Annotated in this window: 16 protein-coding genes; 11 read left to right on the top strand and 5 right to left on the bottom strand. The window is 66.9% G+C overall.

Annotation, left to right across the window (positions count from 1 at the left end; genetic code table 11):
- Nucleotides 1–7 precede the first annotated feature (7 nt).
- The 3 genes from HZS54_RS13195 to HZS54_RS13185 all read left to right on the top strand — a co-directional run bounded on the left by HZS54_RS13195 (nt 8) and on the right by HZS54_RS13185 (nt 4529).
- The gene (locus HZS54_RS13195) at nt 8–1162 is read left to right on the top strand and encodes a hypothetical protein (RefSeq protein ID WP_179917605.1); all 1155 of its coding nucleotides are present in this window, start codon (nt 8–10) and stop codon (nt 1160–1162) included.
- Nucleotides 1159–1809, top strand: a complete 651-nt coding sequence (locus HZS54_RS13190) for a hypothetical protein (RefSeq protein WP_179917604.1) — start codon at nt 1159–1161, stop codon at nt 1807–1809. Before HZS54_RS13195 ends, HZS54_RS13190 begins: the two co-directional genes overlap by 4 nt.
- Nucleotides 1810–2006: 197 nt before the next feature.
- Nucleotides 2007–4529 (top strand): fibronectin type III domain-containing protein, encoded by a 2523-nt coding sequence (locus HZS54_RS13185; protein WP_179917603.1) that lies wholly within the window; start codon nt 2007–2009, stop codon nt 4527–4529.
- A 225-nt stretch (nt 4530–4754) separates the two neighbouring features.
- Here the strand turns inward: HZS54_RS13185 and HZS54_RS13180 are convergent, their stop codons facing one another.
- From HZS54_RS13180 to HZS54_RS13160, 5 genes are read right to left on the bottom strand one after another with little or no spacing between them, the layout of a single operon-like run.
- Nucleotides 4755–5267 (bottom strand): hypothetical protein, encoded by a 513-nt coding sequence (locus tag HZS54_RS13180; protein WP_179917602.1) that lies wholly within the window; start codon nt 5265–5267, stop codon nt 4755–4757.
- Nucleotides 5264–5551 carry a hypothetical protein gene (locus tag HZS54_RS13175; protein WP_179917601.1) on the bottom strand — a complete coding sequence of 96 codons (288 nt, stop codon included), beginning with the start codon at nt 5549–5551 and terminating at the stop codon, nt 5264–5266. The genes HZS54_RS13180 and HZS54_RS13175 overlap by 4 nt, the downstream gene beginning before the upstream one ends.
- On the bottom strand, nt 5541–6179 hold the full coding sequence (locus HZS54_RS13170) for a J domain-containing protein (protein ID WP_179917600.1): 639 nt from the start codon (nt 6177–6179) through the stop codon (nt 5541–5543). Before HZS54_RS13170 ends, HZS54_RS13175 begins: the two co-directional genes overlap by 11 nt.
- Complete coding sequence (locus tag HZS54_RS13165; protein WP_179917599.1) at nt 6172–6546, bottom strand: hypothetical protein; 375 nt, start codon at nt 6544–6546, stop codon at nt 6172–6174. Before HZS54_RS13165 ends, HZS54_RS13170 begins: the two co-directional genes overlap by 8 nt.
- A complete protein-coding gene (locus HZS54_RS13160) occupies nt 6536–6781 on the bottom strand; it encodes a hypothetical protein (RefSeq protein WP_218927071.1) in 246 nt (81 codons plus the stop codon). The genes HZS54_RS13165 and HZS54_RS13160 overlap by 11 nt, the downstream gene beginning before the upstream one ends.
- A gap of 168 nt (nt 6782–6949) precedes the next feature.
- Between HZS54_RS13160 and HZS54_RS13155 the strand changes: the two genes are divergently transcribed.
- From HZS54_RS13155 to HZS54_RS13125, 8 genes are read left to right on the top strand one after another with little or no spacing between them, the layout of a single operon-like run.
- Entirely contained in the window at nt 6950–7456 is a 507-nt protein-coding gene (locus HZS54_RS13155; protein ID WP_179917598.1) for a hypothetical protein, read from the top strand.
- The gene (locus tag HZS54_RS13150) at nt 7456–7725 is read left to right on the top strand and encodes a hypothetical protein (protein WP_179917597.1); all 270 of its coding nucleotides are present in this window, start codon (nt 7456–7458) and stop codon (nt 7723–7725) included. The genes HZS54_RS13155 and HZS54_RS13150 overlap by 1 nt, the downstream gene beginning before the upstream one ends.
- The gene (locus tag HZS54_RS26480; protein WP_281377610.1) at nt 7725–7859 is read left to right on the top strand and encodes a hypothetical protein; all 135 of its coding nucleotides are present in this window, start codon (nt 7725–7727) and stop codon (nt 7857–7859) included. Before HZS54_RS13150 ends, HZS54_RS26480 begins: the two co-directional genes overlap by 1 nt.
- Nucleotides 7856–8290: a hypothetical protein gene (locus HZS54_RS13145; RefSeq protein ID WP_179917596.1), complete on the top strand. Its 435-nt coding sequence runs from the start codon at nt 7856–7858 to the stop codon at nt 8288–8290. The genes HZS54_RS26480 and HZS54_RS13145 overlap by 4 nt, the downstream gene beginning before the upstream one ends.
- Nucleotides 8283–8594, top strand: a complete 312-nt coding sequence (locus HZS54_RS13140; RefSeq protein WP_179917595.1) for a hypothetical protein — start codon at nt 8283–8285, stop codon at nt 8592–8594. The genes HZS54_RS13145 and HZS54_RS13140 overlap by 8 nt, the downstream gene beginning before the upstream one ends.
- On the top strand, nt 8587–8844 hold the full coding sequence (locus HZS54_RS13135) for a hypothetical protein (RefSeq protein WP_179917594.1): 258 nt from the start codon (nt 8587–8589) through the stop codon (nt 8842–8844). Before HZS54_RS13140 ends, HZS54_RS13135 begins: the two co-directional genes overlap by 8 nt.
- Nucleotides 8841–9311 carry a hypothetical protein gene (locus tag HZS54_RS13130; protein WP_179917593.1) on the top strand — a complete coding sequence of 157 codons (471 nt, stop codon included), beginning with the start codon at nt 8841–8843 and terminating at the stop codon, nt 9309–9311. Before HZS54_RS13135 ends, HZS54_RS13130 begins: the two co-directional genes overlap by 4 nt.
- 44 nt (nt 9312–9355) lie before the next feature.
- Nucleotides 9356–10363, top strand: coding sequence for a DUF4352 domain-containing protein (locus tag HZS54_RS13125; protein ID WP_179923016.1), 1008 nt, complete (start codon nt 9356–9358; stop codon nt 10361–10363).
- The last annotated feature ends 114 nt before the right edge of the window (nt 10364–10477 follow it).

The raw sequence follows: 10477 nt of genomic DNA, 5'->3' as shown, positions 1-10477 counted from the left end.
ATCCATCATGGATGAACCCAACTACCAGATCACGGATAGCACCGGTACAGTCATCGGCGAGATCGGCGCGACCAGCGACGGCGACGTGGTCGTCGAGCACGCAGCCACGGGCGAGACAGCAACGCTGGGGCCGAGCGGGCTCGGCGTCGCACAGGCCAACATCGGCGCGATATCTGGTGTCGACGCCCAGCCTCACCAACCCCGCTACCAGTCCTACAAGAGCGACTTCAGCTGGCAGGACATCTCGTGGGAGGACAAGGGCGGTCCGATCATCGACGGCTCTGGCCCAGGCGACGGAGAAGCTGCCTGGCCGACTGTGATCCACGCCGCGTCGGTGCTCGACAACTCATACGACGACTGGTATTGCTACTGGTCGACCCACGACCGCAACTATATCGCGCTCTCGACGGCACCGAGTCCGTGGGGGCCGTGGAGCTATCACGGCAAAGTCCTGTCCGACAGTGAGGGCTCGCAGACGGCCTCCCCATCGGTCGTGTTCGACCCTGAGCGGGGGCGGCTCAACCTCTACTACCACGTCGACCCGGACTTCACGACGGGCGGGGCGGGCAAGCAGTACACCAAGCTCGCGACGGCCGCCTCGACGGGCAATGGCACCTCTTTTACCATCCAGGGGGCCGCGCTGGATGCGCCGGAAGACGCCAACTGGGACGGCCACGAGCGCAGTTACATGTCGGTGGTTCGCCGCGGAAAACGCTTCATCGGCGTGTATCAGGGCCGGGACAAGGCGAACAACATCAAAGGCATCGGGCTGTGTCACTCCATCGACGGCGAGACGTTCGTCAAATCGCAGAGTCAGCCAGCCTGGGACAACACGCAGTGGGCTGGCTACGACCCGACAATCCCGCAAGGCGGTTCGCCCGCGCTCTCGCTCGTCGGCGGCCACCTCACGATCCACTACGCGGATTTCCAGGCCGCCGAAGCCCGGGCGCTCCCCTACGAGAGTGCCGACGCCGCGCTCTTGCAGGGGGGCGAGACGGTCTACACGGCGCCGGCGTGGACCGACAGCGGCGACACGGTCGTCGCGCAGGACTTCGTCTCCGACGGAGAGTATCTGTATCTGGTCTACTTCGCGACGCCGACCGATGGGGTCGACAACGAAATTGGCGTTGCGCGGGCTGAACTGGGGGTCGATATCGGATGACGGTGCTCTTCGACAACTACCGACTCGTCAAGTCGTCTCGGACGAACTTCCTCACCGGGAGCCTTCCCGACTGGCTCATCGACGGGTCCAGAGGTGGCGGGTCCATCACGGCCGAGTCGGAGAACGGCGGGCGGGCTGTCCTGAGCTCGGGAACACAGTCGACGGGCGACGAGGCGAAACTGGAGACGAACGACCTCGATCCCGGCCCGTTCGATGGGATGTACATGCGCTCGGTCGTGCGCCACGGCGGGGCAGTCTCGAACCCCCGGGCGTCGTCGGACATCTGCGGGTGGCGCGGCCCGAATGGGGATAACAACATCCTCCACCGCGTCTACGTCACGAACCTATCAGAGCAACGGAACACGATCACCATCGAGCGCAATGGGTCAACGACGCTCGCCGGGACGCGAGCGTGGACTGACGACCTGCACACGCTCGAAAGCGAGCTGCTCTGGGACACAACCGACGGGCGGATCCTCCACCGGTTCCAGGACGCGTTCGCTCAGGAGGTAACGTCGGTGCAGCCGGACCTGTCGAGCAACTTCTTCCGTGGGAAAATCAACGTGCTGACGAACGACACTGAGGTAGATCGCGTGATGTACGTTTACGAGGTCGAGATCGGGTACGTCGACAAGCTCGATGGGTAAGGGTCCTACTGAGCGCCCGTTTCACGCTCGCCGGGACTGTAACGAACCTACCCCGAACGTTTAAGGCCCACCTCACCGATCCATCACGTGCCTGCATTCGCAGGCACCTTCCGCGACCATCGGATGCACAAGCCCTGAACCCTCGTGCATCCGTTTCCTGACCACCTCTGAGCCGGCAGTCCGCGTTTTCCAGATCCATGTCAGTCCAGTTCACCACCCAGCTTCCCGACGCGTCGAACCTCCAGTTCGATGCCAGCGTCGAGGACCAGCTCACCGCCGAGTGGGACGACACGATCAACTACGGGCAGTATCGCCTGCAGGTCCGCGAGACCGGCGAGGGGCAGTCGTGGGGCGCCGTCGACGCGACGACGGTCGGCCAAAACACACTGTCGTACGTCATCGCGAACCTGTTCGACGGCGAGCAGTACGATGTCAGACTCCGCACGGAAACCGAGCACGTCGAGGGCGAGTGGCTCGCCCTCTCGCCGATTACGCTCCTGCCGGCGCCGACGGGCCTAGCCGCGACCACCCAGCCGCGGCTCTCGGAGTCGACGACGATCCCGCTGTCGTGGACCGACCCGTCGGACAACCCCGACGAGCAGTGGCGGGCCTACTACTCGACGGACGGCGGATCGACGTGGACCGAGGCCTCATCCAGTCCCTATCCCACCGACACGACCAGCGCCGATATCGCGGGGCTGGCCTACTCGACGGAGTATACGTTCAAGGTCCGCCTCGAAACGCCCCACGTCTACGCCGACAGCGGGACCGACACGGCGTGGACGGCGTGGGCACAGGACGACGGCCTCTGGCTGGGGTGGGAACGTCTCGACGGCACACGGCGCGACACCCAGCGCGTCATCGAGGCCGCGACGACCCACGAACACACGGCGATGCACGGCGGCAACCCGGTCGTGCCCGCGCGGGAAGTCTCGACCGACGACGTCTTCGCCGAGATCGTCGTCGGCGCCGGCGACACGCTGCTGCTCCGCGGGGAGATCGAGGCAGTCAAGCCCGACACCCCGGCCACCGGCGAGGCGACGATCAAGCTCCGCGGGCCCGGGCTGCAGTTGACGCGCTCGGGGCCGGGCCAGCCCGTCACGTACAGCAACATCGCCTACCACGACGCCATCGACGACTACTGCGCCAACGAGTCGGGGACGACCATCGATGCGACCGTCCACGCACCGCCGACGACGGTCAAGAGTGACGATACCGAGGTGACGAACCCCACCTTCGACGGCGCCGACCTCTACTCGCCGGCGGCCGACGAGCCGGTCGCGGCTGCGTTCGGCCAGCTCAAGGCGCTGCCCACATCGTTCACGGCCGTCAACTGGGACGACTTCGACGGTCTCTACACGCAGGTCACGACCGGCGATACCGACGGCACGCTGGACTACTACATCGACTTCGAGGGTGCTCGGGTGACGCCCAACGACAACGTCACGGCGACGGTCACGCCCCCGTACGATATCCCCGCGGATCGCGTCGGGATCAAGGTCCGCGGCGCCGTGACTGGGAGCGGGTCCACCGACCTGTCGGTCACGTTCAACGGCGACGACCTGGGGATTGTCCTCCCGGCGCCCGATTGGGGGTCGGCCGACTACGGTGGTGATGACCTCGAAGCGGGCCAGACCTACGAATTCGAACTCGCCAGCGGCGGCGATACCGACTACGACATCCTCGTCGACGCGATCAACATCTACGACACGGCCTATCCGCCGACCATCTGGGACCAGCCGACCGACATCTCGGGGGAGGTCGCCGGCCCGGAGAACGTCCCGCGTGACCAGCAGCTCGTCCTCGATGGCTTCCCGCGACCGTGGGCGGTCGTCGGGGGGCGCATCGCGTCGGCGTGGAGCGACACGAGCAACGGCCAGGCCCTCGCACTGTCGCCCAACGCCGGCGCCGACTGGGTGACGGCGAGCAACCAGGCGACACTGTCGGCTGACTTCGACGCCGAGGGGTACGTCGGCGACGTGCTGCAGGCTCGCGTGACGCTGTCGGCGAGCGGGTCGAGTTCGTGGCTGACCCAGCGGGCGGAGGGGCAGGAAATCACCGACCTCGACCTGTTCGTGACGACCACCGACCTGCCGGTCGTCGGCGCCGAGGGAGTTACGCTGGAGGATTCGGACTTCGAGAACCTGCGGTCGCTCCACGACGAGTCCGGGCTGGTGTTCGTGACCGACCCCGTCGCCGACGGCGTCGAGATCGAGAGCTTCGTGCGGGGCGATCCCGCCGTGGCACGGTCGCTCGACGTGCGGCTCCTGGACGTCCCCGAGCCGAGTCGCGACGTGCGCGACTACGGCAACGAGGTCTCTGTCAAGTGGACCGACGAGGACGGTCGGGACCGGACGTTCACCACCCGCGACACCGACGAGGTCGACCGCGTCGGTGCGGTCATCCCGCGGCCGCCGGTGTTTGCCGACGTGTCGACCGCGGCCGGCGCCCGGCGGAAGGCACGGAGTGCCGTTCTGAGTGCCGTCGCGAACGACGAGGTCGGTGGCGACATCCAAGCAGTGGCGGACGTGGTGCTACCGGGCTATCCCTACCAGGTGGACAAGTGGGACGGCGGGCCGTTCACGCTCACGCGGACCGGGTTCACCGAGGGCGTCGACACGGCCGAGATGTCCCTGCAGTTCACCGAGGACGACGATCTCGTGGCGCGGGTGGTCGAGACGCGGCGCCAGCAGCGGGCAAGCGAGCGAGATGGGGAGTGATGTGAGGGGCGTCGGGGCGTGATAGTAACCCATAAGGTCGCCCATACTGACACACCAGATGCCCGTCAGACGACGGGCGTTAGCGTCGTCCGGATTCTTGCGAATCCATCGCGTCTCTCAAACGCTATCCGTGTGTGCCCCGCTTTCCCCCACGGGGCTCATCACTTTCGTGTGGCCGTACCTGCAGAGCACCTGCAGTGGACGGTGTGACGAAACAGAGCGTCGCTACTCGTCGGGCGGGTGCCAGCTGCCCGCAGCATCCCGCTCGCGCTCGCGCTGTTGGTCGCGACGGGCCCGTGCTTCGCGGATGGACTCGGGCAGTCGGTCATCACGGTCGCCAGCTGCAGCACTCTCCTGGCGAGTGAGTGCCTGCTGGAGTGCCGTCGCGAACCCATCGGCGATGGCCTCCGCCGCTTCCGAGACCGTGCGCATGAACGGTTCGAGTGCGTCGGTGAAGCCGTCGAGCAGCACGCCGGCGCGGGCGGCCGCGACGGCGACGATCGACACGACATCGCCGGGCTCGGCGTCCAGTTGCTCGCGAGTGCGCCCGGGGACGACGAACACGCCCTCGGAGGTCGTGGGGAGGATCCGTCGGGCTTCGGCGACCGCGACGGACTCGTCGGGGGTCCGCGGGAACTCGGGGTGCTGGCGGCGGAGGAACCAGTGCCCGCCGTGTTCGACGATGCGGTACTGCAGGGCTTGCGAGTTGGGGTCGATGTCAAGTTCGTGGTCAGTCATGGGGCTTCAACTCCGTCGCCGATAGAGGCATCTTCGAGCCAGTTCTGTATCTCGTCGACGGCGTAGTCGCCCGCCTCCAGATCGTTCGCCACACCCACGAACCGTTGCACGTCGCCCATGTGGTAGCTGTCTTCGCGACTCACAGCGATGGTCATGCGGGCGAGGGCCCGCATGTACTCCGCGAGTTCCTCGCGGTCGTCGATCTCCGCGTGGGAGTTGTATCTGTCGAGCACTTCTCTGTCGCCGTCGTTCAGGATGGGCCTGTCCAAGTCGTTACCCGGCATCGGTCAGCACCTCGCGCGCTTCTTTCAGCCGCGACATAGAGGCATCGCCGCCCTGGTCGGGGTGGCCGTCCTTGATCGCCTCCTGAAAGGCCGTCTCGACGACGCGGTCCGGGGCGTCCGGGGCGACGCCGAGCAACTCCGCGGCGCGCTCGACGTCCAGCTCGGGCTCGGACGTGCCGGCGACGATCACATCGTCGTCCTCGTCGCCGCCGGGGAGCCGCGCCGTCGCGGCGGTCGACTGGCCGGTCGCGATCTGGCACTTCTCGGCGAGTCGCATCCGCCGGACGTACAGCGCGATCGCGCGGGCGTTCTCACGCTGGGTCTCCCAGTGGTCGCACGCGTACGCCAGTGGCTCGTCGGCGGCCTCGTCTTCGTGACGGAAGCGGACGACGACGCCCACGTCGTCGGGTTTGTCGTGCTGGTGGGGGATATTCGGCCGGTCGACGTAGTGGTCGCTCGCTGTCTCGATGTCGATGCTGGTCGCACCCCAACGTTCGAGTTCGTCGACGATGCTCTTGAAGGACTCCTTGCGGGTCGGCGAGAGGTCGCCGTCGTACGGCTCGCGGTCCTCAGGATCCGTTCGGTCGTAGCCGGCGGGCCAGTCGATGCGGGACATCTGTTCAGACATTGTCCACCACCCCATCCAACGCCGCGTTCAGCTGCTGCTGTGCCTGCTCCGCTTCGGCTACCGTCGTGTACCCCAACTTCGGCGCCGCGACTGTGATCGACCCGACCGACCCTTCGAGCACGTCTTTCACGGCCACACCGTTCTCACGAGCGTACTGACGGACCATCTCGTAGACGATCGGGGCCGTCGAGTGGGCCTTCAGCCGAGCCTCCCGGTCCTGTGGGAGGCGAGCGTTGAGCGCGATGCCGCGGGCGAGCTTTTCGCCGGCGGCCGCGCGGTCGGCGCGGATCCCGTCCCGGACCTCGTCGGCGTCCACGTCCGGGAACGGCAGCTCGTCCTCGTCAGGGATGCGGTCGTCACTCGTCATCGTCACCCCCCGTGGGCTCCTCGACGAGCTCGTACAGTCCGTCGTGGATCTTCTCGACGTGCCCGTGCTTGACCAGGTCGGTCAGCTGCTCGCGGACGTACTGGAGGCTATACCCCGTCTCGTCGGCGACGAACGGCGCCGTCACCCGACCCTCGCGGAGCATCTTCAGCGCCGCGTCTTGAGCCGGCGACAGGTCATCGGCGTCTAAGGCCATACCGCTGGTTGTCGCGCTCACACCATAAGCCACGTGTGTGCGTGACTTATGCCTTATGCCCAATACCATAGACCCCAAGGTATATGGTGGTGGGTGCTGTACCTGTAGGTGTGAAGCGGGGATCGGCCGGGCAAAATCTGGCCGACGGTGCGCCAACACCGCCGACCCGCTTCGAGGTAGCGATCAACTATGTCCCGAAGCGTTTCCGCGTCCGAACCGGACGCACAAGACAGTACCGAAGCACCGAACCCGCAGCGAGAGTATCACGTCATCCCGGCCGAGTGGGCCGTCCGCGGCGGCCACGAGCGCGTCCCCGACGAGTACGATCGGTTCTACGCCGAGGTCACCTGCGTCGAGCACAACGTCGAAACCGAGCGCGAGTCCGCGACCGAGGCGCGCGTCGACGAACTCACGCTCATGCACGTCCTCTACCGCAACCCAGAGACCGACGAGCGCGTCGAGCGGACGGTCGGCCTCTCGGTCGGCCGCACCGACGCCGACACCGTCTCCGTCTGGAGTTCCGACGCCGAGGGCGACGACGATCGCGTCGACTACCCCGTGCTCTCGCTCGACTTCGACGGCTTCGACGACGTGGTCGCGCTGCCGTCGGCCGTCTACAACGGCGAGCCGAGCAACTTCGCGGCGTCCATCGCCGTCCATCCCGACGAGGACCGGGTCGACCTGGGGGGCGAGTGATGGTCCAACAGTTCCAGATGCGCGAGGCCGCCCGGGAGTTCGTCGACGAGTACGCAGACTATGACGAGGAGTTCGACTTCCACCAGACGCTCGTCGCCGACGAGACCTTCGGAACGCTTGCTCACTGCCGCAAGGAACTCGACACGCAGCTCACGTTCGCCGACGGCCTGTCCACGCTCGTCGAGGGGCACGTCCGTGGTGGTCGTGACGAACTTGAAACGGCGATGGATGAGCGGGTTGCTGAAGTTCGCGCGGAGGTCGAAGACTGATGAGTAAGTGGTCTGATGTTGACGAGCGCCGTATCTGGCGGGCGCTGGTCGTCCAGTCCCACGGCCCTGACGGCGTCGACGCGTTCGACTACCTGCAGGGCGGCTCTCGTGCCGACGACGGGAGGGTCGCATGAACGCCGACAAGCGCGTTCGCGGGCTGGCCCGCAACAGGGCGGACAACTTCGACGCGACGATCCTCCACAACCGCGTCAGCGAACAGGTCCGGGGGAGCCATACCACCGAGGACGACCTCACGCGGCTGGTCGAGCTCGCCGAGAGCTGCTACCAGTTCTCGGCTGACCGCGGCGAGAGCGTCAGCGATGACGAGGTCGCCTCGGCTGCGTTCGGTGCCGCCGAGGAACTGAACGACCGGATCGACGACCTCGTCGACGTCCAGGTCGCTCGGGCCTGCGCGGAGATCGTCACCGAAGCCCCAGAGTGGACCGACCACTGGGACGAGGAGGAGATCGCCGACGCGGTCCACGAGGCCCGGGAGTGGCTACAGCTGCACGAGGCCGCCGCCGAGCGCGCCGGCGTGCTGGAGGAGGTGCAGGCCGATGCCTGAGGACGAGGGTCTCCCGCAACTGCACGTCGGCGATCACGTTCAGGACCGCGAGGACGACCCCGACGAGGCAGCGACCATGCTCGTCGTCGGCACGCCGGCCGAACGGGCCGACGAGGTCCCGGTCGACGACGAGAAGACCGTCGCCGATGTCAACCCCGAGTACCCCGCCGACGACCACGTCGTCGAGGCCGTCTTCCCCGGGCGGACGACCGCCGACGTCGAGAACCTGATGGCCTACGCCTACCCACGGTCGCGGCTACGACGGACCGCGCGACTCCACAGCGAGGAGGACAGCGATGACTGACGAGGGCATCACGCTCCGGTACGACCCACCGCAAGGCCCGCCCCGGCGCGTCCGCTACGAGGCGCGGTCGCCCGAAGGCTACACGCGCATCACTGAGGTGTGGACGGGCTGTGACTGGCGCGCCGAGGGCAGCGAGCCCGTTACTGACATCGGTGTCGAGATCGGTCAGCGGGCAGTGGACGATGTCGAGATCGTCGGCGACGAGACGGATGCCGAGACCGTCACCGGGCCCGAGCAGGTGGACCGATGAGGGTCACCCGCGAGGATCTGGACGGCACGCAGATCCAGCGGCTCGTCGTCACGGACCCCCAGGATACGAACCACCACGTCGGCGAGTGCGCGGGCTACCTGTGTCCCGAATGCATGCAAGCCGACGAGACGCTCGACCAGATCTGGCACGACGAGGACTGCAGCCTCGCCGGCGAGCACGGTCGCGACCACTACGACGAGCTGGTCCCCGATGTTCCGGGCCGCCCCACGCCGGAGTTCGACGACACCCACCCGATCACGATCGTCAAGTACGCCGAGACCGAGGGTCGCGGCGGCCTCCACGAGGGAGAAGTGCTGGCGTTTCGCTGCCCGTGCGGCAACCTCGACGAGGACGCCTTCGAGGTCGTCCACGACCAGGCGTGTCCGATGGCCGACGAGACCGAGGACCCGTTGACCGACCACAGCGATATCCCCGCCGAACCGCCATCGCCGCGATCCGAATCCTGACGCCGGGGCGAACACTTTTACACCCCTGTTCGAATACATGACGCATGGCTACCAAGTACTGCCCAAACTGTGGGGCAGACATCGGTGCAGACGTGAAATTCTGCCCCGAGTGTGGGACGGATGTCTCGCATCTCGGTGCTGACAACGACCCGAGCGGTGCAGAGGCGAGCGATGGCGGTGGGCGGAGCGTCGGGGCCATCATCGCGTATCTTGGCGGCGCGATCCTGTTGTTTCTCGGGCTCGGCGCGGTGACGATGAACGCCGCGGCTGGGCTCATTCTCTTGGCCGCTGGCGCGTTTGCGCTCCCACCCACACGGTCGAAACTCGCCGCCGTCCAGGGGACCTCCGTCACGGGCGCCACCGCGGCGGGGGTCGTGATCGTCGCCGCGATCGTCGGCATGGGAGTGCTGGGCGCAACCGCGCCCGCCACGAACGACGGGGGCGGGGGTGGAGACGGGAGCAGTCCAGCTGCAACCGCGACGCCCACACCCACCCCAGAACCGGTATCGACCTCGACGCCGGCGGCACCGTCGACGCCGACGGTGACGCCAACCGCGACGGCGACGCCCACCGCGCCCCCGGAACCAACCCCCACCGCGACGCCGAAACCGTCGCCGACGCCGGTCCCGGACCGGTCCCACCAGGTGGCCGAGCAGTTCGTCGTCGGTGATGGTGGGAAATCGATCCGGTATCGCGTGGCGGACCTGTCCGTGCAGTCGTCCGTCGGCGGCGAGTACATCTCCGAAGAGGCCGACGGCGAGTTCATCGTCATCGACCTGAGCATGACCAACGTCGCCAACGAATCAGTCTCTGTCTCGTCGAATCTGTACACGTTGGTCGATAGTCAGGGCCGGGAGTACGATGTCGACACGGACGCGATGGCTGTCGTCGAGAACCCCGTCATCTTCGAGCAGCTCGACCCCGGTGTCGGCAAGGACGGCGTCCTCATCTACGACGTGCCGACCGACCAGACTGGGCGCGAGCTGCACGTCGAGCCTGCAGGGACCTTCTCGTCGGCGAGCACGCACACCGTCGACCTCGAAAGTGGGTAGTTGAGCATTCGCGAACAGCGGTATCGACATTGGGCGAACGCTTTTGCGACGCTATTCGAAAAGATGCAGTATGGACTCAATGTACTGCCCAGATTGTGGGAACGAAGTGAGCCG

Source organism: Halosimplex pelagicum (assembly GCF_013415905.1).
Lineage (GTDB): Archaea > Halobacteriota > Halobacteria > Halobacteriales > Haloarculaceae > Halosimplex > Halosimplex pelagicum.
This window is presented reverse-complemented; position numbering and strand designations above follow the sequence as displayed.

Coding starts and splice junctions, on each gene's coding strand:
- HZS54_RS13195 (WP_179917605.1), top strand. CDS start 8: ATGGATGAACCCAACTACCAGATCACGGATAGCACCGGTACAGTCATC.
- HZS54_RS13190 (WP_179917604.1), top strand. CDS start 1,159: ATGACGGTGCTCTTCGACAACTACCGACTCGTCAAGTCGTCTCGGACG.
- HZS54_RS13185 (WP_179917603.1), top strand. CDS start 2,007: ATGTCAGTCCAGTTCACCACCCAGCTTCCCGACGCGTCGAACCTCCAG.
- HZS54_RS13180 (WP_179917602.1), bottom strand. CDS start 5,267: ATGACTGACCACGAACTTGACATCGACCCCAACTCGCAAGCCCTGCAG.
- HZS54_RS13175 (WP_179917601.1), bottom strand. CDS start 5,551: ATGCCGGGTAACGACTTGGACAGGCCCATCCTGAACGACGGCGACAGA.
- HZS54_RS13170 (WP_179917600.1), bottom strand. CDS start 6,179: ATGTCTGAACAGATGTCCCGCATCGACTGGCCCGCCGGCTACGACCGA.
- HZS54_RS13165 (WP_179917599.1), bottom strand. CDS start 6,546: ATGACGAGTGACGACCGCATCCCTGACGAGGACGAGCTGCCGTTCCCG.
- HZS54_RS13155 (WP_179917598.1), top strand. CDS start 6,950: ATGTCCCGAAGCGTTTCCGCGTCCGAACCGGACGCACAAGACAGTACC.
- HZS54_RS13150 (WP_179917597.1), top strand. CDS start 7,456: ATGGTCCAACAGTTCCAGATGCGCGAGGCCGCCCGGGAGTTCGTCGAC.
- HZS54_RS26480 (WP_281377610.1), top strand. CDS start 7,725: ATGAGTAAGTGGTCTGATGTTGACGAGCGCCGTATCTGGCGGGCGCTG.
- HZS54_RS13145 (WP_179917596.1), top strand. CDS start 7,856: ATGAACGCCGACAAGCGCGTTCGCGGGCTGGCCCGCAACAGGGCGGAC.
- HZS54_RS13140 (WP_179917595.1), top strand. CDS start 8,283: ATGCCTGAGGACGAGGGTCTCCCGCAACTGCACGTCGGCGATCACGTT.
- HZS54_RS13135 (WP_179917594.1), top strand. CDS start 8,587: ATGACTGACGAGGGCATCACGCTCCGGTACGACCCACCGCAAGGCCCG.
- HZS54_RS13130 (WP_179917593.1), top strand. CDS start 8,841: ATGAGGGTCACCCGCGAGGATCTGGACGGCACGCAGATCCAGCGGCTC.
- HZS54_RS13125 (WP_179923016.1), top strand. CDS start 9,356: ATGGCTACCAAGTACTGCCCAAACTGTGGGGCAGACATCGGTGCAGAC.